The sequence below is a fragment of the Halomonas sp. V046 genome (assembly GCF_052645355.1).
In genome coordinates, this window is sequence record NZ_JBQXYF010000025.1 from 1 (window position 1) to 25405 (window position 25405).

The 25405-nt window shown below is 63.2% G+C and carries 16 protein-coding genes; 10 read left to right on the forward strand and 6 right to left on the reverse strand.

Annotated features, from left to right (window positions below; translation table 11 throughout):
• From ACUN9Y_RS21635 to ACUN9Y_RS21660, 6 genes are all read right to left on the reverse strand, one after another.
• Positions 1 to 1459, reverse strand: a 1459-nt coding sequence (locus ACUN9Y_RS21635) for a retention module-containing protein (protein WP_445462816.1), incomplete at its 3' end; no start/stop codon positions are given.
• 305 nt (positions 1460 to 1764) lie between these two features.
• Positions 1765 to 7854, reverse strand: coding sequence for a retention module-containing protein (locus ACUN9Y_RS21640; protein ID WP_445462817.1), 6090 nt, complete (start codon positions 7852 to 7854; stop codon positions 1765 to 1767).
• A gap of 349 nt (positions 7855 to 8203) precedes the next feature.
• Positions 8204 to 8803, reverse strand: a complete 600-nt coding sequence (locus tag ACUN9Y_RS21645; RefSeq protein WP_445462818.1) for a LuxR C-terminal-related transcriptional regulator — start codon at positions 8801 to 8803, stop codon at positions 8204 to 8206.
• Entirely contained in the window at positions 8804 to 10228 is a 1425-nt protein-coding gene (locus ACUN9Y_RS21650) for an HlyD family type I secretion periplasmic adaptor subunit (protein ID WP_445462838.1), read from the reverse strand.
• Entirely contained in the window at positions 10228 to 12432 is a 2205-nt protein-coding gene (locus ACUN9Y_RS21655) for a type I secretion system permease/ATPase (RefSeq protein ID WP_445462819.1), read from the reverse strand. The genes ACUN9Y_RS21650 and ACUN9Y_RS21655 overlap by 1 nt, the downstream gene beginning before the upstream one ends.
• Positions 12433 to 12637: 205 nt before the next feature.
• On the reverse strand, positions 12638 to 14587 hold the full coding sequence (locus ACUN9Y_RS21660) for a TolC family outer membrane protein (protein ID WP_445462820.1): 1950 nt from the start codon (positions 14585 to 14587) through the stop codon (positions 12638 to 12640).
• Between the two features lie 352 nt (positions 14588 to 14939).
• Here ACUN9Y_RS21660 and ACUN9Y_RS21665 point away from each other — a divergent pair, with 352 nt between their 5' ends.
• From ACUN9Y_RS21665 to nth, 10 genes are all read left to right on the forward strand, one after another.
• Positions 14940 to 15221 carry a hypothetical protein gene (locus ACUN9Y_RS21665; protein ID WP_445462821.1) on the forward strand — a complete coding sequence of 94 codons (282 nt, stop codon included), beginning with the start codon at positions 14940 to 14942 and terminating at the stop codon, positions 15219 to 15221.
• A 121-nt stretch (positions 15222 to 15342) separates the two neighbouring features.
• Complete coding sequence (gene thiI, locus ACUN9Y_RS21670) at positions 15343 to 16917, forward strand: tRNA uracil 4-sulfurtransferase ThiI (RefSeq protein ID WP_445462822.1); 1575 nt, start codon at positions 15343 to 15345, stop codon at positions 16915 to 16917.
• A 111-nt stretch (positions 16918 to 17028) separates the two neighbouring features.
• Positions 17029 to 19071 (forward strand): methionine--tRNA ligase, encoded by a 2043-nt coding sequence (gene metG, locus ACUN9Y_RS21675; protein ID WP_445462823.1) that lies wholly within the window; start codon positions 17029 to 17031, stop codon positions 19069 to 19071.
• Positions 19072 to 19206: 135 nt separating this feature from the next.
• The gene (gene rsxA / locus ACUN9Y_RS21680) at positions 19207 to 19794 is read left to right on the forward strand and encodes an electron transport complex subunit RsxA (RefSeq protein WP_445462839.1); all 588 of its coding nucleotides are present in this window, start codon (positions 19207 to 19209) and stop codon (positions 19792 to 19794) included.
• Positions 19791 to 20411 (forward strand): electron transport complex subunit RsxB, encoded by a 621-nt coding sequence (gene rsxB / locus ACUN9Y_RS21685; RefSeq protein WP_445462824.1) that lies wholly within the window; start codon positions 19791 to 19793, stop codon positions 20409 to 20411. The genes rsxA and rsxB overlap by 4 nt, the downstream gene beginning before the upstream one ends.
• Positions 20398 to 22245, forward strand: a complete 1848-nt coding sequence (gene rsxC / locus ACUN9Y_RS21690) for an electron transport complex subunit RsxC (RefSeq protein WP_445462825.1) — start codon at positions 20398 to 20400, stop codon at positions 22243 to 22245. Before rsxB ends, rsxC begins: the two co-directional genes overlap by 14 nt.
• Entirely contained in the window at positions 22242 to 23270 is a 1029-nt protein-coding gene (locus ACUN9Y_RS21695) for an RnfABCDGE type electron transport complex subunit D (RefSeq protein ID WP_445462826.1), read from the forward strand. The genes rsxC and ACUN9Y_RS21695 overlap by 4 nt, the downstream gene beginning before the upstream one ends.
• Positions 23267 to 23908 (forward strand): RnfABCDGE type electron transport complex subunit G, encoded by a 642-nt coding sequence (locus ACUN9Y_RS21700; RefSeq protein ID WP_445462827.1) that lies wholly within the window; start codon positions 23267 to 23269, stop codon positions 23906 to 23908. Before ACUN9Y_RS21695 ends, ACUN9Y_RS21700 begins: the two co-directional genes overlap by 4 nt.
• Entirely contained in the window at positions 23905 to 24615 is a 711-nt protein-coding gene (locus tag ACUN9Y_RS21705; protein ID WP_445462828.1) for an electron transport complex subunit E, read from the forward strand. The genes ACUN9Y_RS21700 and ACUN9Y_RS21705 overlap by 4 nt, the downstream gene beginning before the upstream one ends.
• Positions 24616 to 24702: 87 nt before the next feature.
• Positions 24703 to 25338, forward strand: a complete 636-nt coding sequence (gene nth / locus ACUN9Y_RS21710; RefSeq protein WP_445462829.1) for an endonuclease III — start codon at positions 24703 to 24705, stop codon at positions 25336 to 25338.
• Positions 25339 to 25405 lie beyond the last annotated feature (67 nt).

Consider the following 25405-nt stretch of genomic DNA (forward strand, 5'->3'; position numbering starts at 1 on the left):
TCACCACGGCCTCGCCGGGGGCATCCCCCTTGCCGCCGGCGATACCGCCAGGCAGGCCATCTTCATCCAGCGTGGTCGCAACCGGTAGCGTACTGGCATCCCCGTCGCTGTCCGGGGTGACCGGGCCAGTGTCGGGGGTGATACGGACTCGATGCGTGGTGTCGGCCCGATCACCGTCCATGTCCGTCGTCACCAGCCGAAACATCAAGTCTTCCCCGCCGGCGCCGCCCGGCGCTGCATCAAACGACCAGCTACCGTCCTGATTGACCAGTAGCATCCCCCCGGGCGTGGCAATCAAGGTGCCCAACGCATAGGGGGTGTCGTCCCCGATGACGAACACCACCGTGGTGTCTTCCCCATCGGCTCCCGCTTCACGGCTCCAGGTGCCGACAACGGATTCTCCCTCGACGACATTGACCGGGCCTTGCACCTGATTCGTCGGTATATCATCGACAATGAGGATGCCGAGACTGCCGCTGGCATGACTCCCATCGACGTCGGTGACCGCCACCGCGACCTGTTCAACGTACCCGCCATCGCTGGCACCCGGTTGGCGGTCGTTGTCCACCGCCGACTCGAGTTCGAAGTGGTAGGAAACCTCGCCACCGGCGGCATCTCCCGTAAATCCATCGAGCCATACCGTTCCGTGATCGGTCACGACCGCCAGCGGCGCCGCCTCGAGGCCTCTCAGGTCAGCCAGTGACAACACCAACGAATCACCAAAAGTCAGCTCCGCCAGACCATCAGGCGACGAGAAGCCAAACACCCCCGACTGACTAATGCCCTTTCCGTCGTCTGCGCTGCCGCCCGGCAAGCCGGCTTCACCGACCACTAGCTGCGCCCATTGTGCAGCGGGTGGTAGTGCACCGTTTGCGCCGCTGGCCGATCCGGTTCCTTCCCCCCCTGGGCTATTACCCGCGGGCCCTGCAAAGGTGCCCGGCGGCGCGACACCCGATAGACTCACATCCAGATCCACGGCGGCAGGATTATCGTCTGCCAGGTCGGCGATCCCACCTCTCGGCTCGAGTTCCTCTTCACCGCGCAGGTCGAATTGATACTTCAGTGGCGTAAGCTCCTCGACGATGCGTAGAAGACGCACAAAGGAATGGCCGTTATCCGCATTACCATCGGACCGGCTACCGCTTGACGGAGGGGCTAGCTGGTCCTGGATGTCGCCATCGGTGTTGCCAAGCAAAGCCATCAACCGCTCGACCTGTCCTTCCTCTAGAGACTCATCGCTGGCACTCCCTTCGCCTATCGGGATATTGATCTCCGTGCCACCATTGATAAGCGCCGTATCCATCCCGCCGCCAAAGTCGAGCACCACACGGGCATTCTCCCCGGTGATGATCGTTTCCCCTTCGGCAATCGATGAACCTAAATTAGCCTCGCGCAAGGAACCATCCTGGCTACGGATCCAGGCCTCTCCAACCAACGAAATAATGGCGGTCGTACTCATATTCATCATCCCTGATACAGTGCATGGCATCACTTCATCAGTCGACAATATTCAATGAGGTCGAGGCCAGGCACTGTACCTAAGGACAAGTTAGGCCCATATTCGTCGCCATATGATCGTTTCAGCAGATTTTCATATTCTTATCAGCACAATTACAGGTCTAACGGTTCATCAACATGGACAACATACCAGGTTGACGCCATCAACCTCCCAGAGATATCGCTCCTTTGCCCAACCCAGTCACCAGAGAAATAGCAAAAAAACCCGGCCATCAGGCCGGGTTTATTGATGCTCCAGAATGGCGACTATTCGATAGTCAACTGCCCATCGGATACGAGCTGGTTGAGAAACGCCTCGGCATCGCCCCCCATACTGATATTGACCAAGGTAATACGTTGATCGGCATTGCTGCCATCGGACGTAATTCCCCCATCGGTCTTGATGTGCAACAAGGTATCGTTACCTTGCTGAGTCGCAGTCAGGTACTCGCTCACCTGCCCTGAGTCGGCGTCGAGGAGCAGTTCCGACAGATCGAGCCTGTCCACGTCACCAGCGCTACCTACGGCCTGCAGTGAAAAGTCCTCGATGCGGTCGTTGGATATCGCCCCAGAGGCAGACGCTTGATCGGCGGCTTGCCAGGTAAAGGTATCCGCCCCACTCCCTCCCCACAGCACATCCTCTCCCTGTCCACCCACCAGCGTGTCATTGCCGCCGCCACCGATCAGCGTATCGTTGCCTTGATCACCGGTAAGAAGGTCGTTCCCCCCGTCCTCACGTCCGACGTCCATCAACGAAAGGGCGTTGCTCCTGACGTACTCGATGATGGCCGCACTGGTCGGGGCGACTCCATTGCCATGGTCCGGCGACCATTTCAGGTACTCATACAGCCCCTCATACCCCAATCCATCGTGTTCGTTGGCGGCTACCACTTCTCCACTATCGCCGTTGGTCCAGGCCAGGGCATCGCTGTTGACGGTATCGCCGAAGATCAAGTCGTCGCCCGCTCCACCTCTCACGACATCGTCACCCAGCGCGGCAAGCTCGGACACGCTCGAGCCCTTGTCCAGGGCAAGATTAAGGTCCTCTTCCGAATTGACGACGTCGACCTTACCCGTGGCGCCGATGTAGGTATTGCCATCCTGAAGAATCGTACTGGTATCGTCGGCAACGGTCTCGGTATTGTCGAAATACTGGATGTAGTCGACCAGGCTATCTTCACCCACGCCGATACCATGAACGCTGGCATACTTGGCGAGTTCATTGTATGCCGCGACGGATTCTTCCATGGTTTCTATCCGGCCCGCCTCGTTACTGTAGGTGCCGACCGTCTTGCGATTTTCATTCCACCACACCGAGGGCAAACCATCCGTGACGAAAATCGAGGTGCTTTCATAATTATTGGCAATCGACATCTCTTTATGAAAGTCGGTACTCAGCGTCATACCGGCATCGAAATTCGTCGATCCTTTCGCCAGAAGCCCGTCGATGAATGCCTTGGCCTCATCCAATTGATCCTCACCAAAATTCTTGAAGATGGCCGCCGTGGCGCCGGATGAAAAGTCAACCAGCTGCAGATTGATCACGCCGTCATGCTCTGCCAACTTTTCGAGCTGGCGCATCATCGCGGCTTGTAGCAACTCGATGCGACTGTACTTACCCGACCCATCCGGCTTATCGGTATCGACAAGCTTCTTCATGCTCACCGACGTATCGAGAATGAACGACATGTTATAGTCGCCCGCCGGCTCGAGGATGGAGAATGAGCCACCGGCGTCAGCGATGATGACATCGTTTCCGCTCGGCATGTCCGGGCCGTTGTTAGCGTTGTTCCCGACATACAGCGCGTCGGGAGCCGGCAGGACAAGCTCCAGGCTACCCACGGCCATATCCCCATCTCCGTCGGTACTGACCAGCCCAAGGTCCAGGGACGCGTCGCCTGGTTCACCGCCTCGGACTACGCTGACCGGCCCCAGCACGAAGCCATTGCTGTCGCCCCCGGTGACGACGATCGCCTCGACCCCCACGGCGGCATCAAGCTGCAGACTCCACCCATCGTGGATGCCTTCTATCACCAGGTCTCCATCGACCTCGGCGATGCGCAGCTCCGACGTCACATCGACTCCGCGAGCGTCCAGCACCGTCAAGGACCCCACACTCAAGCCAACCGCTGCACCGGAATTCTCGGAGGGATCACCGGCCCCCGCAGCGGCGTCAGCCGCGTATTCGATCGCGCCCAGGCGCAAGGTGGCGGTCGCATTATCGGCGCCCGGCACGTACACCGTCTGGGTCACTTGTCCGGCTCTCACGTGATCATTCCAGGCCGTCACCGAGCCGCTCAAGGAGCCGCCATCGAGCAGATCCAGGCGGACGCTGTCGTCCTGCTCGATCGAGCCTCCCGCCATTGACAGATACCCGTCTGCCGAGATCTCGAGTGATCCGTTGCTGGAGTACAAAAGCGTTGCACCCACCGCATCATCCAGTACAAGCGACGCAAAGTGACTGTCCGTGGACAGCGTTGCCGTGGACAGATCTGCTTCGGAACGTATGCCTACCACGAACTCACCCCGACCCGTCTCGATGCTGTAGGACTGTCCGTCACCCGCGAGAACAACCCGAAATGCCTCTACGCCCTGAGCCGTCGAGGCAACCAGCGTCATACCGTCATCATCGAGCGAATAGTTCAACACGTTGCCTTCGAACAACAGTGGATTCCCCAGGGCATCGACAACCGCCGTTCCTGCCAAGGCCTCGGAGAATGCTACCCCGGAAAGACCATCGGCGCCGGCGTGTGCCTGAGCATCGATCTGCCCAGTCTCGCCGTCCTTAAGCTCACCCGCCTCACCCGAAAAGGCAACGGGACTGTCATCGTCGACCACGACCTTCAGGACGTCGGTGGCCGTCGAGCCATCGCTATCGGTCACCGTGTAGCCCAGCGCGAGCGCGAGATCGTTCTCGTCGTCGCCTTCGGGGTGTTGCAATGCCTCGAACAAGCGTACTTCGTAGGCGCCGCTGGCAAGATCGGTCAGTTCGACCTCAAGCGCCACCTGGTCGTTGTCGCCATACACACCCTGGACGAGGTTGCCGTCGAGACGAAACTCGAGCGCATCGCCACCCACGGTGGATATGGCACCAATGGCGCCGAGATCCCACCGGAACGCCTGGTCTCCCGACGCCGGCCCGTCGCTACCGAAGTCGTAGCCCAGAACCCCGGTGACGACGGTACTGGCACCTGCCACGTCGCCTACCCCACCGGCGATACCGCCGACCAGGCCATCCTCGTCCAGTGTCGCCACAGGACTCTGGGTGGCGGGGTCACCATCCGTTTCCGGGGTCGTCGGTGCGGCTCCATCGACGATGCTGACCGCCATGGTCACCGTGGCAATGTCGCCGTCACCGTCCATGACCACGACCTCGGCCTCGACCACCACCGGGGAGGACTGGTCGAGCCCGGTTGCCGCCGTGAACTGCCACCCGCCATCGCTGTCGATCGTCAAGTTGCCCTCCGGCAAGGCGAGGGTCATGTGTTCTCCTGCGGGCGGCAGTTCGTCGAAGGCAAAGCGCTGGCCACCGACGTTGACCTCGATGAGGCTAACGTCATCGGCACCACCAAGAATCGACCAATTGCCACTGACCGTGCCACCCTCCACGACTTCAGTCACATCGCCATCGGCGTTGATCCCGGCAGTCGGGGTGTCATCATCGATGACCACAGCCAGGCTGCCTTGCCCCTCGGTTCCATCGGCGTCGGTAAGGGTATAACCCACGTTCAGTGACAGGTCGTCCTCGATGCTGTTCTCGGGGTGGTCCAGATTCTGGTGCAGGGTGACGCGATAGGACCCCGCGGCAAGATCGACCAGGGCCACGGTCAAGACGAGCTGACCCTGCGCGTCCAGCGCCGTCAGCGTCATGCCGTCGTCACTCAGCGCATAGCTCACCGGCTGACCGTCGACGCTCAGCGGCGCAAGGTCGTCCAGGCTCCAGCGGAAGGCTCCTTGGCTGGCCGGACCGTCGTCGCCGAAATCATAGTCGAGCGAGCCCGTCACCACGGTGTCTTCGCCCGCGACATCTTCACTACCGCCGGCGATGCCGCCAGCCAGACCGTCCTCATCGACAATGGCAATGGCGCCGGACGTGCCGGGGTCACCGTCGGTTTCCGGCGTGGTCGGCCCGGAGCCGTCGATGATGTCCACGGCGATGGTCGCCGTGGCAACGTCTCCGTCGCCGTCAGTTACCGTCACCTCCGCCTCGACCCGCGTCGGCTGTGATTGATCCAGCCCAGTTGCCGCCGTGAACTGCCAGCTACCGTCGCTGGTGATTGTCAGCTCCCCTTCCGCCAAGGCGAGGGTCATCTGATCACCCGAGGCCGGCAGCCTATCCAGCGAAAAGCGCTGACCACCGACGTTGACCTCGATGAGGCTAACGTCATCGGCACCACCAAGAATCGACCAATTGCCACTGACCGTGCCACCCTCCACGACTTCAGTCACATCGCCATCGGCGTTGATCCCGGCAGTCGGGGTGTCATCATCGATGACCACGGCCAGGCTGCCCTGCCCCTGGGTCCCATCGGCGTCGGTAAGGGTGTAACCCACGTTCAGTGACAGGTCGTCCTCGACGCTGTTCTCGGGGTGGTCCAGATTCTGGTGCAGGGTGACGCGATAGGCCCCCGCGGCAAGATCGACCAGGGCCACGGTCAAGACGAGCTCACCCTGCTCGTCCAGCGCGGTCAGTGTCATGCCGTCGTCACTCAGCGCATAGCTCACCGGCTGACCGTCGACGCTCAGCGGCGCAAGGTCGTCCAGGCTCCAGCGGAAGGCTCCTTGGCTGGCCGGACCGTCGTCGCCGAAATCATAGTCGAGCGAGCCCGTCACGACGGTGGCGTCGCCCGCGACATCTTCACTACCGCCGGCGATGCCACCTGCCAGGCCGTCTTCATCGACAATGGCAATGGCGCCGGACGTGCCGGGGTCACCGTCGGTTTCCGGTGTCGTCGGCCCAGAACCATCGGTAATCGAGATACGATGGCTCGAGGAGTAATCGTCACCATCGTTGTCCACGCTGGTCAACGTGAATTCGATCGTCGTCCCGGCGGTCTGATCGAGACCCGGTGCCGCGACAAAGGTCCAGCCGCCGTTGGCGTCGACCGTCAGGACGCCGGTGTCCAGACGAATCGGCTCGCCGAGGGCATGGTGCGCGTCGGAGCCCGGAAGGCTGACGTAGGTCTGCGCTGCGCCATCCGCTCCTGCGACCACGGACCAGCTCCCGGATACGGTCTGGCCCTCGACCACGCTCGTCGGACCTTCTATCTGATTGTGCGGGACATCGTCGATGATCATGACATCCAACGACCCCGCCGCCAGATCGCCATCGCCGTCGGACACCGTTACGCTCACCGACTCCATGTAACCGCCATCGGTGGCGCCGCTTTTGCTGTCATTGTCCACCGGACGCTCGAGGTCGTAGTGATAGTCGATGACGCCTCCCTCGGCGGAACCTGAAAAACTATCGAGCCAGAGGGTGCCATGGTCGGTCGCGATGGCGACCGGGGAAGAGGCCAGGGCTTCGAGGTCGGCCAGCGTCAGGATCACGGTGCCTGCGAATGTCACAGAGTCGAGGCCATCGGGCGAACGGAAGCTGAAGCTATTGTCGCCTCGCACCGACCCTTGACCGGTGCTGCTCCCGTTCGCCAGGTGGGCTTCGTGCAGACGCAATTCAGCGAATTCGGCCCCTCCTGGAAGTGACTCCCCCCCCGGGGATCCGCCATCCACACCACCGCCATCAGGACCACCCTCCAGCCCCCCCATCGAGACCCCGTTGTCGGGGCTTGCGTCATCGTCCTCGTCATCGCCTGGATTATCACCGTCGACGACGTCTCCAATGAACAAGCGAACCTCGTTTTCATCGTCGCCACCCAAGCCGTACTCATAGTTCAGCGGCGTCACGGGCTCGATAATGCGCAGCAAACGAACGAAGGAGTGGCCTTCATTACCCTCCCCCACGCCGCCATTGAGACCCGAGGCCGGCGCCTCGAGAGCATCGAAGAGATCAGCCGACGGGTCGTCAAGGACCTCCAGAACGCGGGCAACCTGCTCATCGGCAACGGCCAGACCCTGCGTAGGTTGGTCGATGCTTTCTTCACCAGATTGCGCTGCTTCTGCCGCCGACGGCAGCAGATCGCCATCGCCTTCACCATAGGGAATGGCAAGCTCCTGGGAAGCGGCAATGGTGGTAGAACGAAGACCATCGCCGAAATCAAGCGTGACTCGCCCGTTAGCCGTCGTCACCAGGGTCTCGCCTTCCTGCAACCGCTCTCCTTGCTTGGCGACGCGCCACTCCCCCTCGGCACTGCGAATCCATGCTTCACCTTCGACGGCCACGACTCTGGAATCATTCATCATATTTTCCCCTGCGGACTCATTGTCGGAATGACTTTTGCCAAACCCTAGGCAATGCGCAGGGGGGGACCTACTGTCTACAAGACCAAGAAGCGCGTTTAACCCTCAAAGCATCCGGTTATGGCACACAACAGACGCCGCGCCGGACAGGACTAGCACAGATATCCTCAACACCTCGTCTCAATATTGCGTACAACGCAATCCCGCAGGGGCTCTGATCTGCTCTGCACCAAGCGAGCCATCAGCCGAGTAGCGGCGCCTGAGTCACCGGTCTCCTGACGCAAAAAACCCGTGCCGATAGCGGCACGGGTGTTTAGGTGAACCCACAATTCAGAGTCAAAAGGCGCGTTTAGCGATCCCGTGACAAGCGCAGAATCAGCTGCATCCTGTCCTTTACCCCCAATTTGCGAAACACGGCACCCAAGTGAGCCTTGACCGTGCGTTCGGTGATGCCGAGATCTCGCGCCACCACCTTGTTGCTACGTCCCTCGGCAACAGCCAAGGCGACATCACGCTCCCGTTCGGTCAGGCCGGCGAGCACATCAGGCTGAACCGACTGCGGGCCCCCCAGCGCCTTGAACACGCCACCCACGAGGCTGTCCATCAGTTCAGGCCACAACCATATCCCGCGATTGCGCACGACAACATCGACCTGGCGCAGGATATCCGGCGTCGACAGCGCGTGAATGTATCCTCTAGCGCCCGTTGTAAACGCCTTGTAGGCCTCGTTGGACGCCGGATTGAAGGAAAGTACAGCCACTAGAACGCCTTTCTGTGCCAGTCGCGTGCACAGCCCGATCCAGTCCCCCTGCTCGACGACCACCCAGGCGACGTCACCTGCGTTGGCGATGTCCAGCACACTGTGCGGCGCCAATACCTCTAGGTCGGGAAAGGCCTCGCTCCATCGCGGCACTTCGCTGCTACCCTGGTACACAAGGTATCGTGTCATTTAGCGCTCTCCCATCGCGTTTCCCCAGGCTCTCAGCACAGGCTTGAGCAGGAACTGCATAACGGTTCTCTTGCCCGTCAAGATATCAACCTGAGCCGTCATTCCCGGAATGACATCCAATGCCTTCCTGGCATCGTCATCTTCCACCGTACGCACTCTGACCCGGTAGAACGTGTTGCCCTCTTCATCGGTCGTGGTATCCGCGCTGATATGCTCCAGTTCAGCGTCGAGGCCACCGTAGATCGAAAAATCGTAGGCCGTCAGCTTGATGTTGGCCGGCAGCCCCGGTCGCAGGAAGGCAATATCCTGCGGCGCAATCCGCGCCTCCACGACGAGCGCATCTTCTGTCGGCACAATGTCCACCACCTCCTGCCCCGGCTGAGCCACCCCGCCAATCGTGTTGATCGCCAGACGTTGCACCACGCCATCCACCGGGGAACGAATCTCAGCCAACTTGACGCGGTCCTCGAGCCCCTCGCTCGACTCATCCAGAGCCGACAGATCACCGAGGGTAGCCGAGAGTTCCTGGCGCCACTCGTTGCGCGCCTTGACCTCCACTTCGCGAAGCTCACCCTGGGCCTCTTCGATGGCCGATTCCAAGCGTGAAACCTGAGCGACCGCCTGGTTACGATCCCCGCTTGCTCTCGATACCTCGCGCTGCAGTCGCAGCACTTCGACTTCGGAAACCGCTCCCGACTGCAGCAGTGGCCTGGTCATATTGAGCTCCTGACTGGCAAGCCCCAGTTCTCGGCTCGCGGTATCGCGGCGGGAACGTGCTTCCGTGAGCTCGGCGCGGCGCTGCTCCAGCCGGTCAGAGAGAATCGACTTCTGCTCGTCGAGGGTGGCCAGGCTGCTTTGATAGAGGTCTCGCTCCCGAGCCACGATAATCGGAGCACGCTCACGCAATTCCTCCGACGGCGAAAACTCGGACGTGGTGGCCAGAGCCCGCAATCTTTCGGCCTTGGCCTCGAGGTTCTCGGCTTTGGCCCGGTTCTCGTTGAACGTCGACAAGAAGCGGGTTGGGTCAATACGCATCAACAGCTCACCGACGACGACACGATCCCCTTCACTGACCAGGATGTCCTGCACCACCCCTCCGTCGAAGCTCTGCACCCTCTGCAACTGGCTGGGAGGGATCACCCGACCGGTGCCTCTCGTTACCTCATCGATGGGCGCAAAACAGGCCCACACCACCAGCCCGACGATAGCCAGCGCGACGATATACAACAGAAGCCTGGCCCTGAGCGGGTCCTGCTGCATCCGGGCCCAATCCGCATCACTGGCCCAATCTCGGTTGAGATGTGAGGCGCTGACTCGACGGGCGAAAAGCCGGTCAATGAAGGGTCGAAAGACCTTTCCGCCGGTCCGGGAGACGCGACCTACGGACTCGAAGCCTTTCTGCTCAGCACTCTTGTCCTTTGCCATCAATTGGCCCTCCCGATCTGTCCCTTGCGTAGCGCTTCCATGACGCTATCGCGCTCACCGTCGGCGACGACCTTGCCCGAATCAATGACGACGATGCGATCTACCAGGGACAAGAGAGACGTGCGGTGGGTCACGACCAACATGGACTTGCCGACCCCGAACTCCTTCAGGTTGCGTTTGAAGGCTTCTTCGCTGGCATGGTCCATGGCACTGGTTGGCTCATCCAGCAGCAGCACCGAGGGGTCATGGACCACGGCACGAGCAATGGCGACGGCTTGCCGCTGACCCCCGGAGAGCATTTGCCCTCCCTCACCGACCTGCAATTCCACGCCCTGGGGATGGGAGCTCACCAGGCTATCGAGTCCACTCAATTGAATGGCCTTGAGCAGCAATTCGTCATCGACTCCATCACTTCCGCCCCCGGCGATGATGTTGTCCTTGAGCGAGCCAAAGAACAGCCGCACGTCCTGAGGGACATACCCGATATGCCGACGCAGCTGGAGTGGATCGAACTGGCGAATATCAATATCGTCGACCAGCACTGCGCCAGCCGTCGGTTGGTAGAGCCCTAGCAGCAGCTTCTGCAGCGTACTCTTGCCACAGCCGACGCGCCCCAGCAAGGCGACTTTCTGGCCGGGTGCGATCGATATCGATACATCTCGCAGACTGTCGTTCTCGGCCTGGGGATAGCGGAAGGTGACCTTGTCGAACTTGATGAGCCCCTTCACCGCCGGACGATCGATATAACCTTGATCACCGCGCTCTACCGGCGTCTCCATGACCCGGTTCAGCGAATCCAGCGCCGTCGACGACTGATGATACTGGGCCAACAGCGCCGCTGCCTGGCTCACCGGAGCCAGCGCCCGAGAAGACAGCATATAGGCGGCGATGAGCCCGCCCTGACTGAGGTCTCCCTTGATGATCAGATAGACGCCGATGAGGATGACACACACGCCCACGGTGTTCTGGGTCCACTGAGCGATGCTGGTCACCGAAGTGCCAAGGAACTTGAGCTGGGCACCGGTCCGAGACAGGAAAGCGCTAGCCTGCTCCCACTGGCCTTGAACGCGACTCTCTCCGCGCAGTGCCTTGACGGTTTCCAACTGCGAGACAGACTCCACCAGGGTCGCATTACGCTGGGCACCGACCTTCAACGTGGTCTCGGAAAGATCATGCAGCTTGCCTTGAGCGCCGAGGGCGTACAGCAGAATGAACAGCACGCCGACCACGATCGGGATCACCAGCGCCGGACCAATCAGGCCGATGATGGCGATAAACATCAGGACAAACGGCAGGTCGACCATGGCAATCACCGTCGCCGACCCGATGAACGATCGTACCGACTCGAACGACTGCAGCATGGCGACGAAAGACCCTGTCGATGCGGGCTTCGCTTCCATGCGCATCCCCATGACGCGGGCCATGATCCTGGATGACAATTTGACGTCCGCACGACTAGCGGCAAGATCTACAAAGCTGGAGCGCATCAGGCGTAGCGTCAGGTCGAACACCAGTACCAGCAGTACCCCGACCGACAGCACCCACATGGTTTCTGTCGCATGGTTAGGCACCACCCTGTCGTAGATATTCAGCACGAATAGTGGCATTGCCAACGCGAAAATATTGATCGCGACAGACCCTAGAACCACATCACGATAGAGCCGTCGGTTTTCCTTGATGACTCCCCAGAACCAATGATTGGAGGTGTCCTTGTTGACGTCCTGCGCACGCGCATCGAACCGAAATCTCGGCCGGACATAGATGGCATTACCGCTGAACCGCTGATGCAACTCCTCCAGCGACACCTCGGTATCCGCCTGACCCAACTCGGGAAACACGACCTTCGCTACCCGCCGTTTCACATCCATGTCGAGCAGAACGCAGGCGCGCCCCGGTTCCAGCAACAGCACCACCGGAAACAGCGATGTGTTCAGCTGGACCAAGCGGCTCTTCGCCAACCGCGCCGTCATTCCGGCGCGGTCCGCAGCGCGCGGAAAGACGCTGGGGGTCAAACAGCCAGCCTCCAGCGGTAGCCCCGCCGTGACCGAGTCGGCACTAACGTCATGATCATGCAGATGGGCCACTGTCAGCAGAGCCTCAAGGAGTTCATCTCGAACCGCTGATGATGGCCCCTGCTCTTCCGTGAGTTCCTCTTCGTGGGCCGATTCCTCTTGAACCGAATTCTCGACTCGTGGTTCTTCCACGTTCACCTCGCTTCAGCCATGAGTGGTACATCTGCCATAGGAACGTCGTGAAGACGTAGCGCCATCCTTGCCGCTGAGAAGCCAGTACTTGTCGCACCACCCTCACGCCAGGCCCTCATGATATGCAATCAAAAAGTATTAATCCGCTGGGCTGCTCGAATCCGCCAAGTCCCGGACTCGGCGGACACCGTACAGACCTAGGACGCTATACGTTGCGCAGCGACGTGGTGGATGCAGCCCAAGCCAGAGACAGGCTATCGTCACCGGCACCCTGCGCCTTGAACATCTGAATAGATGACGACATATCGAGATTTTCACCGTCTCGTTCAAGGGTGATCTCGACACGCCGATTCTGGCGACGTCCTTCCACCGTATCGTTGGACTGCACCGGACGGTGTGAGCCATAGCCCTGGGTCTCGACCAGCGATGCGTCGACCCCTTGACTGATCAGGTACTGACCAACGGCGGCGGCACGATTGCGCGACAACGGATCATTGATCGCATCGGTGCCGGAAATATCGGCGTGCCCGGCAACGAACACACGCACCAGGTCGGTGCGCCCGCGAAGCTGCTGGGCGAGATCCGACAGGCGCCGCTGCGCTTGCGTACTGAGGACGTAGCTATTGATTTCGAACAGAGCGTCTGCGGACATCACCACGTCAGGGGCCCGGGTGTTGCCGGTCAACTCTTCGAGGGTATAGGACCGCGCGCCCACCGCCGGGCAGACGATATCCGGGGTGATGTTGACACCATCGCTATCAAGATCAGCCAAGCTCGGCAGTCCTTCCTTGCGCACCTCGAGGGCCTCCAGCAGATGCCCCATGGCGGCCAGCGTCCGGGCGTCCGCCAATGCGACATCGAACTGCGCATTGGCATACGCGCGACTGGCCTCAAAATACTCGTTCTCGATATCGAGGAGGTCGAGCAGGGACCGCTGGCCGATATCGAACTGCTGCTTATAGGCGCCGCGAACCTTGTCGGTGGTCTGGCGGTGCTCGTTGAGGTACTGGAGCTGATCGCGCAACTGACGCGTATCGTTGAACGCGATGGTCGTTGTCTGGCGGATATCGACACAGGCCTTGTCACGCAGGTTGATCGCCTGTTCGACGCGGTCGCTGGCTGCCCGGAACGAGGCCAGGTCACTGCCCCCACGATACAGGTTCATGCTGGCGACAAGCTCGACGCTGCTGCGATCTTCGTGTTCGTTGTCGGAAATGAAGTCGCCGTCGGTATCGCTACCCTTGTAGGTCCCGGTACGCCCCACCAGATCGAGACGCGGCTGGAACGGCGCCTTCGTGCCCTCGCGCTCGGCACGAGAGGCTTCGATATTCTCGATGGCGGCATGGAAGTCGGGGTTGCCCTCGTAGGCCAGCTGAAGGGCCTCACTGACGTCTGCAGGCAAGCCCTCGGCGAAGCTCGGCGCCGGCGACAGCGACTCGGGAGGCAACTCGCCGACCAGACGCTGGAAGCGCGCCGAGACATCGTGAAGGTTGGAGGCTTCCGTCAGCAGATTGGACTCGGCCAGGGCCAGACGGCCACTGATCTGTTCCAGATCGACCCGACGCCCGGCACCGGACATGGCCCGAGCCTCGATCTGATTGAAGACTTCCAGGTGTTTCTGGTAATTGCCCTGAGCCAGCCCGACGAGCTCGCGATACCGCTGCACATCGAGGTAAGCGTTGGTGGCGTCGAGTGCCGCATTCTGGCTGGCACCCATCAATTCGTAGTAGCGCACCAGCTCGGCCCGATCCAGACGTTCGACTTCACTCGCCGTGGCGAAGCCGTCGTAGATCATCTGGTTCAGGGTCAGTTCGAGGTAGTCCGTATCGTAACTACCCTGCTGATCGTTCTGGCGGTCTTCAAGCCCGACGCCCCCGGTGACATCGATCTGGGGGAAGTAGCCACCGAAGGCAACGCCGACATCGTGACCTGCCGCCTGGAAGCCGTTCCAGGCCGCGAGGACTTCCGGGTTGGTATTGATCGTCTGTTCGACGACGTCTCTCAGCGTCGTGGCACCGGGCGAGCTGGTCCCCGGTGGAATCGTCTGAGCCTGGGCCACCGTCAACGGCACCAAGGCCGCCACCGATCCCAGCGCGATCGCTCGGGCGAGCCGCGTCGGCCGCGAGAGGACTAGAGTGTGCAGTAAATGGTTCATTTGCGTTCCCTTTATAAACAATCGCCAATGCGGCTAGGTAAAATCTAGTACTACTGCGCTAAGCCAACAACATGACACTTTGTAATTTCAGCTATTTTGCGGTCCCCGAACCGCAAAACCGCTCGTTTGAAGCTAGGACTGACTTCGATCTACGCCGTTTGGTACGCCCTAGCGGGGCCCTCACCAACAATCCTGGCACATATAAACACATTCTGTAACAGGCCAGAGTCAGGTTCCGACATGTCGTACACATTCTGCAACAGAACCGTCGACACCGTCCCCAGGCTCGTCCCGGCAACAAACATGGTATCGTTGACGCATGAGTAACGAAACGCCACGAAGGAGCCCGACCATGGCCTCATCTGAGATTCAGAAAACCCGCGTTATCAATGAGCTGCAGAGCTTCATCAAGAAACTCCTGCAAGACCCGAAGATCCTGGAAACGTCCCTGGAGATTGCTCGACGCCACCTCGATCAAGGCACCAGTGATGGGGTCATGGCCGCCATCGCCAACGAGATTTCGGACACCACGAGCATCCACATTCCCGACAGCGCCGACGAGCACTCCGAAGCCGACAAGCTCTTTCTCGAACTGCTCAAGGAGGTCGTCCAGGAAGAAAAGGCCCTTTACTAACAATCTGGTAGACGGCTCTATCGTCGACGTGGCACGGCGTCCTTGGCACGCCACCACATTTTTCGCGATCCCTTGATCTGGATCAATGATCATCCCCTGATTAGCTGATCTTGCGTGCTCTATGGAATACCACCTCACACTCGCCCCTGACATCACCATCAAGTCGAGCTCGGTTCGACGCCATCTCGCACGCTGCCTGGCCACCAACGTTCGGAATGCGCTGCGTCGGCGGGAGTCTCGAACCAAGGTCATAGTCCATTGGGACCATCTCACCGTTCGGTTGCCCGACGATCTCGATGCATCCCACCAATCGCGGCTCGAGCAGTGCCTGGCCGACACGCCTGGCATCCACCGGCTTGCCCTGGTGCGCAACATCGATCTGGTCGATTTCCATGCCATCGCCACGCACATCACAACGCTATGGGCCGAGCGAATAGCCGGGCGGCGCTTTCGGGTCAGCGTGCAGCGCAGCGGCCAGCATGACTTCAGCTCCACCGATCTGGAACGTCACCTGGGTGCCGCCCTCTTGGCCGCGAGCCCTACCGCGCGGGTCGAGCTGTCAGCGCCCGACATCGACGTTCGCCTGCGCATCCAAGACCGGCGACTTAGCCTCGAAGAGCGTCGCCGCGATGGACTCGGCGGCTACCCCATCGGTACCCAGGGTCAGGCGATGGTGCTGATGTCAGGCGGATTCGATTCACCGGTAGCGGCATGGAAGATGCTGAGGCGCGGCGTCAAATGCCAGTTTCTGCTCTTCCGCCTGGGCGGTGGCGCACAGCACCAGGCGGTGCACGAGGTGACCCACACGTTATGGGAGCGCTATGGCGCTTCGCATCGGGTCGGCTTCACCAGCGTGCCCTTCGAGAAGGTGGTCGATGCCATTCACCGCGTGGTCCCCGAGGGTCTGATGGGGGTGGTGCTCAAGCGCATGATGGCGCGCAGCGCCGCGTTGATCGCCCAGCGCGCGCGCATCCCGGCACTGGTGACCGGTGATGCCATCGCCCAGGTATCGAGCCAGACGCTGACCAATCTCGCCAGCATCGACGCCGCCAGCCACCTGCCCATCCTGCGCCCGCTGCTCACCGACGATAAACAGGACATCATCGACCTGGCGCGCCGGATCGGCACGGCACCGTTGTCCGCGGCGATGCCGGAGTACTGCGGCGTCATCTCCCACAATCCCCACGTCAAGGCCAAGCGTGCGGATATCGAGGCCGCAGAAGCGCGGTTGCCACCGGGCTTGATCGACGATGCCGTCGCCGGCGCCCATCGCCACCCGGTGGACACCGCATCGCCCGATGGGAGCGCAGCGCCCGATGGGAGCGCAGCGCCCGATGGGAGCGCAGCGCCCGATGGGAGCGCAGCGCCCGATGGGAGCGCAGCGCCCGATGGGAGCGCAGCGCCCGATGGGAGCGCAGCGCCGGTCCGCGTCGTTCGCCTCGATATCGCAAGAACCCTCGCCGACGCGCGGGTCATCGACATCCGACAGCCCGAGGCCGCCGACGCCGCTCCCCTGGCGATCGATGGCCTTCGTGTGGAGCGCCTGCCGTTCTACGACGTCGCCACGCGCCCCGAGCGCTTCGCCGACGATTATCTCTGGCTGCTGTATTGCGACCAGGGATTGATGAGCCGGATGCAGGCCGATGCACTGCGACAGCGCGGTGTACGCAGAGTCGCCGTACTGGAGCTGGGCTGACCTTGGCCAGGCCCCACACCACGCTCGCCCTGACCGACATTCGCGGATGCACAGCGGGGCGAACCTAGCTACAATCGACGCCTGATTTTCAACGGGATATCCAGTCACGCCATGTCCAACGTCGCCCCCGCCAAGCGCAAGATCCTGGTCACCAGCGCCCTGCCCTACGCCAATGGTGCCATCCACCTGGGGCATCTGCTGGAGTACATCCAGACCGATATCTGGGTTCGCTTCCAGAAGAGCCGCGGGCACGAGTGCCACTATGTCTGCGCCGACGACGCCCATGGCACCGCGATCATGCTGCGTGCAGAACAGGAGGGGATCTCCTCTCAGGCGCTGATCGACCGGGTGTCCCAGGAACACCAGCAGGATTTCGCACGCTTCGCGGTGGCCTTCGACAACTACCATTCGACCCATTCCGCGGAGAACCAGCAGTTCAGCGAGCTGATCTATACCCGGCTGCGCGACAAGGGCCATATCGCGACCCGCGATATCGAGCAGATGTACGATCCGGTCAAGGGCCTGTTCCTCGCCGACCGCTTCATCAAGGGCACCTGCCCCAAGTGCAAGGTCGAGGATCAGTACGGTGATAACTGCGAGGCCTGCGGGGCAACCTATACGCCGGCGGAGTTGATCGACCCGGTCTCGGCGATCTCCGGCGCCACCCCCGAGGTGCGCAGCTCCACCCACTACTTCTTCAAGCTGCCGGATTTCGCCACCTTCCTCGAGGCCTGGATCAACGACGACCATGTCCAGCCCCAGATCCGCAACAAGTTGATGGAGTGGTTCGAATCCGGCTTCAACGAGTGGGACATCTCCCGCGATGCCCCCTACTTCGGCTTCGAGATCCCGGATGCGCCGGGCAAGTACTTCTACGTCTGGCTCGACGCGCCGATCGGCTATCTGGCCAGCTTCAAGAACCTGTGCGAGCGCGAAGGCCTCGACTTCGACAGCTACTGGCAGCCCGGCTCCGACGCCGAGATCTACCACTTCATCGGCAAGGACATCGTCTACTTCCACGCCCTGTTCTGGCCGGCGATGCTGCATGGCGCCGGCCTGCGCACTCCCACGGCGGTCAACTGCCATGGCTTCGTGACCGTCAACGGCGCCAAGATGTCGAAGTCTCGCGGCACCTTCATCAAGGCGGCGACCTACGCCGACCACTTGAACCCCGAGTACCTGCGCTACTACTTCGCCGCCAAGCTGACGTCCCGCGTCGACGACCTGGACCTGAATCTCGAGGACTTCGCCCTCAGGGTCAATTCAGACCTGGTCGGCAAGGTCGTCAATATCGCCAGCCGATGTGCGGGCTTCGTCAAGAAGCTCGGCGACGGACGGCTATCCTCCCATTGCGCCGAGCCGGACATGCTGGCCCGGTTTATCGAGGCCGGCGACGAGATCGCCGAACACTTCGAGAACCGCGAGTTTGGTCGCGCCATGCGCCTGGTGATGGAGCTGGCCGACGAAGCCAATACCTACATCGCCGACAAGGCCCCCTGGGCCCTGGCCAAGGAAGGCGGCCGTGATCAAGACGTGCTCGACATCTGCTCCATGGGCATCAACCTGTTCCGTCAGTTGATGGTGTACCTGGCGCCGGTGGTGCCGCAGATGGCCGAGGATGCTCGCGCCTTCCTGATGATCGACAGCCTCGATTGGGATAGCCGCCAGACGTGGCTCGGCGATCATGCCATCATGAAGTTCAAACCGTTGATGACTCGGGTCGAGAGCGACCGCATCGCCGCCATGATCGAGGCGTCGAAGGAGGACCTGGTGGAAGAGAAGAAACTCAAGGAGGCGCCGAAAGGCCCCCTGGCGGAACAGCCGATCGCCGACGAGATCGCCTTCGACGACTTCGCCAAGGTCGACCTGCGCATCGCCCGCATCGCCAAGGCGGAGTACGTCGACGGTGCCGACAAGCTGCTCAAGCTGACCCTGGATCTTGGCGGCGAAAGCCGCCAGGTCTTCGCCGGCATCCGCAAGGCCTATGCGCCAGAGGCGCTCGAGGGCAAGCTCACCGTCATGGTGGCCAATCTCGCCCCGCGCAAGATGCGCTTCGGTGTCTCCGAGGGCATGGTGCTGGCCGCCGGCAACGCCGAGGGCATCTATTTGCTCGAACCCCATAGCGGGGCCCAGCCCGGCGAGCGCGTCAGCTAACCCTGCGCCCCGCCCCGCCAAGGCCGTGGCCGTCATCGGAGACGCCGCGGCCTTGGCGTTTGTTCGCCCCCTGTTCCGGCGTCATCGGCCTTGCTCGACGCCAGCCCCACGCTCAACGCCACCCCTGCGATCGCCATGACGGACATCCTGCTCATCCTCGTCAGCACCGCCCTGGTCAACAACTTCGTCTTGGTCCAGTTCCTCGGCCTGTGCCCGTTTCTCGGCGTGTCCTCGAAGCTCGAGTCGGCGCTCGGCATGGCGCTGGCCACCACCTTCGTGCTGACGCTGTCCTCCGCCGCAAGTCATCTGGTGTATCGCTATCTGCTCATGCCCCTGGATATCGAATACCTCAGAACCCTTGCGTTCATCGTGGTCATCGCCGTCGTCGTCCAGGCCACCGAGATGATGGTCCGCCATACCAGCCCGCTGCTGCACCGTGTGCTGGGTATCTTCCTGCCCTTGATCACGACCAACTGCGCGGTACTCGGGGTGGCGCTGCTGGCGCTGCGCCGGCAGGCCGGCTTCCTCGACGCCGCTCTGTATGGCTTCGGCGCTGCCCTCGGCTTCTCCCTGGTGCTGATCCTGCTGGCGGCGGCGAGAGAGCGGCTGGCCGCCGCCGACGTCCCGCGGCCCTTTCGCGGCGCCGCCATCGCCATGATTACCGCGAGCCTCATGTCACTGGCCTTCATGGGCTTCAGTGGCCTGGTCCAGGGCGGCCCATGAGTCCCTGGACGACGCTCGCCTCGGGCCTTGGCGGCATCATCGCCCTGGTCGCCCTGATCGCCGCTTGCGGTGCGCTGCTCGGCGCCGCCAGCCAGCGCTTCCGGGCAGGAGACGACGACCTGGTCGGCGACATCGATGCCCTGCTACCCCAGACCCAGTGCGGTCAGTGTGGCTACCCGGGCTGTCGCCCCTACGCCGAGGCCATCCACCAGGGCGACGCCATCAACAAATGCCCGCCCGGCGGCGAAGCGACCATCACTGCCCTGGCGGAGCTGCTCGGCCGAGAGGCGACGCCTCTCGACGGCGAAGCGGAGGATAGTGCCCGCGTCGCCTTCATTCGTGAAGAGGAATGCATCGGCTGCACCAAGTGCATCCAGGCCTGCCCGGTGGATGCCATCCTCGGCGCCTCACGCCAGATGCATACGGTGATCGAGGACGAGTGCACGGGTTGCGATCTATGCGTTGCGCCGTGCCCGGTGGACTGCATCGACATGCTGCCTCGCACGCTGGATATCGCCTCCGTCGCGCTCCCCCCGGGCCCCGGCCATTCCCGTGCCCTGCCACGCCCCTCGCTCATCGCCAGCGACGCCAGAGGAGGTCACGATGGCCAGCGTTAGTGCGCGGCTGCGCCGATTCCTCCAGGACCTGGGCCGTCGCCAAACAAAGCCCTCGGGGCGCCGCCATGTCCGTGGCGCCGAGATCGCCCACGCCGGGGAGTTCACCTCAGACGCCAGGGCGCCGTTTCGGTCCGCGCGACGTGACGCCACCATCGGCTCGGTCGGCATCCACCCTCCCGCTCGGAAAGCCAGCACCAAGGACGTTGCGCTGCGCACGGCACCGCTCCCGAGGCGGGTCGTGCTCGCCCTGGACCGGGGTCCCGGCCGCCTGCCGCAGCCCCTGGTCGAGGTTGGCCAGTACGTGCGCACAGGTGAGTGTATCGCCAAGGCCGACGGGCACCTCTCGAGCCGGCTTCACGCCAGCATCAGCGGCCACGTCGTCGAGATCACCGGAGCACAGGCGGGCACCGGGGCGGGGCCTTACAACGCGCTCAGCATTATCATCGAGGGTGACGGACAGGACACAAGCGCATGGCTTGCGCCATTGGACTGGCGCAGCACCTCGGCCCAGGCACTGATCGAGCGGCTCGAGCAGGCCGGCATCGCCGGGCTCGGTGGCGCCGTCTTTCCCAGCCACCTCAAGAGCGAAGCGGCCCGCCACGCCGGGGTCGATACCCTGATCGTCAATGCCGCCGAGTGCGAACCCTACATCACAGCCGACGACGTGACGCTCAGGACCCATCCCGACCTGGTGCTCGAAGGCGCGGCCATGCTCGCCCGAACCAGCGGCGCCCAGCGGATCATCATCGGCATCGAGGACGACAAGCCCGAGGCCCTGGCAGCCCTCGAAGAGGCCATCGCCGCGGGGCGACTCGAGGGGCCCACGCCACACCTTCGTGTCGTCACGACGCGCTACCCCAGCGGCGGCGAACGCCAGCTGGTCGAGACGCTGCTGGGCCGCCGGGTGCCGAGCCGCGGCCTGCCTGCGGATGTCGGCGCCCTGGTGCACAATCCCGGTACCCTGGTGGCGGCGCTCAGGGCGGTGCGCGACGGGCAGCCATTGATCGAGCGCGTCGTCACGCTGACAGGCTCGGCGTTGACGCGTCCCGGCAACGTCATCGCCCGCCTCGGCACCCCCTTGGCCGAACTATTGATCGATGCCGGTCTCGTCGCCGAGCGACTCGAGCGCTTGATACAAGGGGGGCCGATGATGGGCCAGGCACTGGCCAGCGCCGAGACCGGCCTGGGCAAGGCCTGCAACTGCCTGATCGCCACCGGCGCAGATGAGCTGCCGCCGCCGCCCCCCGAACAACCCTGCATTCGCTGCGGCGCCTGCGAGCCGGTGTGCGTAGCCGGCCTCCAGCCCCAGCGTTTGCTTTGGCACGCCCGGGGCCAGGAAGCCGACAAGGCGCAGGCGCTGGGGCTGTTCGACTGCATCGAGTGCGGTGCCTGCGACTACGTGTGCCCCAGCCATATTCCCTTGGCAGCGTATTTTCGCGGTGCCAAGACCGAGCTGCGCAGCCGCGAGGCCGAGGCCGCCCGCGCCGATCATGCCCGTCACCGTTTCGAGTGGCGTCAGGCCCGTCAGGCCCGCGAACAAGCCGAGAAGCAAGCGCGTCGAGAGGCGCGCAAACGCACCCTGGCAAGCCACTCGCCAAGCGCCGTCGACGCGCCACCCTCCACGGCCCCGGACCTGCGCGGCCTCAGGATCGCCCAGGCGGCGGCCAAGGCCGCCGTGCGCAAGGCAGAGAAGGCCCTGGAGCGCGCCGCCCAGCAACAGGAAGACGCCCGCATGATCGAGGACCTGGAGACCCAAGTCGCCACCGCTCGCGAGAACCTCAGTACCGCGGACGCACAGTTGGCCAGTGCCCGCGGCGAGGGCACCCGCTCATGAGCCTGCTGCACCAGAGCCACACCCCGAGTCGGCGCCCCGGCCACAGCTCGGCCGTGATGCGCATCACGCTGCTCGCCTGCCTGCCCGGCATCGCCACCCAGGCATGGTTCTTCGGCTGGGGCGTCGTGACCAACGTCCTCACCGCCGCGCTCGCCGCCGCGGCCATGGAAGCCCTGGTGCTGCTAGCACGCCGGCGGCATCTGACCCCGCTCAAGGATCACAGCGCCTTGTTGACCGGGGTACTGCTTGGCGCCGCGCTACCCGCCGGCACCAGCGTCTGGCTGATCCTGATCGGCATCTTCGCCGCGATCGTCGTCGCCAAGCATCTCTACGGTGGCCTGGGGCACAACCTGTTCAATCCGGCCATGGTCGGCTATGCCCTGCTGCTGGTATCGTTCCCCGTGGCGATGAGCCTATGGCCGTCGCCCCAAGGGCTCTTCGGCCCTGATGCCCTGGCCCATCTGGCCCAGCGCTGGCTCGGCCAGGCACCGCCCACCACCCTCGATGCCCTGAGTGGCGCCACCCCGCTGGACGCGTTGCGTCACCGGCCCTCGAGCCTGGCCCCCGACGAGCTGATCGGCGCAGGCCTGCTGTCACAAGATAGCCTGGTCGCCTGGCGTGCCATCGCCGGGGCCTGGCTCGTCGGTGGCTGCGTGTTGCTGTGGCGTGGCGTGATCGGCTGGCGGATTCCACTGAGCGTGCTTGCCAGCATGGCCCTGACCGCCGCGGCACTGGGCCTTGTCGACGCCCATCAAGGCTCCGTGTTGTTCCACCTGACCACCGGGGCCAGCGTGTTCGGCGCCTTCTTTATCGCCACCGACCCGGTCAGCGCCGCCAGCGGTCCCCGCGCCCGGCTGGCCTACGCCGCCGGCATCGGCAGTCTGGTGATCATTATTCGCGCCTATGGCGCCTACCCCGATGCCCTGGCCTTCGCCGTCTTGTTGATGAACCTGGCCGCGCCCTTGCTGGATCAGGTGATGACCCCAACACGACCCACGGCGACAAGGCCCGGGGGTCGCCCATGAGCGACCGGCCCGACTCGCCGCTACAGTCCGGGGCCAAGTCCGGAGCCAAGTCCGGAGTCAAGGCTGGAGCCAAGGCCGCCCTCGGCCTGGCCGCCTTCGCCGTGATCTGTGTGGGCAGCATCGCCGTGACCCGGGCCTTGACCCAGGACCACATCCAGACCAACCGCGACGCCAGCCAGACACGTCTATTGCAAGCGCTCGTGCCGGCCACCACGGCGTCGATAGCGCGCGACTCAGGCCGCACCACGGCGCCCGGGGCCGAGCGCCCCCAGGCCCCGGTGTCCTGGATCGCCCGGGACGCCGAGGATAAGCTTCTCGCCAGGGTCTATCCGGCATCGAGCGACGATGGCTATAGCGGGCATATCGCGCTGCTGGTCGGCATCACGGCCGAATCGACCATCACCGCCGTGCGCGTCACCGAACACCGTGAGACACCTGGGCTTGGCGATATCATCGAGACCCGCAAGAGCGACTGGATCCGTCAGTTCGATGGTCTCTCGCTTCACGACCTGGCGCTCGCGCCCGACGGCGCCATCGATGCCATCACCGGGGCCACCATCACCTCCCGCGCCGTGACTCACGCGGTGCGCGATGCCCTGACGAACCGGACACAGGACTTCCCGGAGGCCGGCCAATGATCCCGACACCCTCATCCCGCGACATCGCCATCCAGGGCCTGTGGTCGAACAACCCTGCCCTCGTCCAGCTGCTGGGGTTGTGCCCGCTCCTGGCGGTCACCGGCAGCGTCGTCAATGGCCTGGGCCTTGGCCTTGCGACCCTCGGCGTGATGCTCGGGGCCAACGTCGCCGTCGCGCTGCTGCGCCACCGGGTCGCCGCGGAGGTACGCCTACCGGCTTTCGTCATGATCATCGCCGCCTTTGTCACCTGTGCCGAGCTCGTGATGGCGGCCTTCGCCTATGAGCTGTATACCGTGCTCGGCATCTTCGTGCCGCTGATCGTGACCAACTGCGCCATCCTCGGGCGCCTCGAAGCCTTCGCCTCGCGCCATCCCGTGGGCCCATCGGCGCTCGATGCCTTGATGAACGGCCTGGGCTTCACCCTGGTGCTGATCGTGCTCGGTGCCCTGCGCGAAGTGTTCGGCCACGGCACCCTGTTCAGCGGCATGGAGCTGCTCTTCGGCCCATCCGCGGCCGACTGGGAGCTGCACGTCCCAGGAGACCCGCAGATGCTGTTTCTGGTGTTGCCCCCCGGCGCCTTCTTCGTCACCGGGCTGCTGATCGCCTTGAAGAACGTCATCGATGATCGACACCGCCGCACCCGGCCGGTGACGCCCACCCGCGATGTGCCCTCGCGCCGCGTCCGCGTCACCGGCAACATCCGCTGACAGGTCCCGGGGCCCGCCGCTGCGACCGTCCTCCTCGAACCGCCACCCTGGCCCCGTTCACCCCCAGGATTCCCACGCGAGACCGCCATGAACGCCGAGAAACGCCGCGAGATATTCACCCGTCTGCGCGACAACAACCCCACCCCGACCACCGAGCTGAACTGGTCGACGCCCTTCGAGTTGCTGGCTGCCGTGCTGCTCTCGGCCCAGGCGACCGACGTCGGGGTGAACAAGGCAACCGACCGCCTCTACCCGATCGCCAACACCCCCGCCGCCATCATCGCCCTAGGCATCGACGGCCTGAAGGAGCAGATCAAGACGATCGGCCTCTACAACACCAAGGCCGAGAACCTGATGAAGACCTGCCACCTGATACTCGAACGCCATGACGGTGAAGTGCCGCGCACCCGGGCAGAGCTCGAGGCGTTGCCGGGCGTCGGGCGCAAGACCGCCAATGTCATCCTCAATACCGCCTTCGGCGAGCCCACCATCGCCGTGGATACGCACATCTTCCGCGTGTCCAACCGCACGGGCATCGCCAAGGGCAAGGACGTGATCGAGGTCGAACAGCGACTGATGCGCCACGTGCCCAAGGAGTTTCTCCAGGATGCCCACCACTGGCTGATCCTCCACGGACGCTACACCTGCATCGCCCGCAAGCCACGCTGCGGTAGCTGCATCATCGAAGATCTGTGCGAGTTCAAGGACAAGGTGGAGCTCTGAGCTCGACCGCCGACGCTTGACCCGCCACGCTGCGTTCGACGCCTCGCCCCTGGCGTCGAGCCCGGCC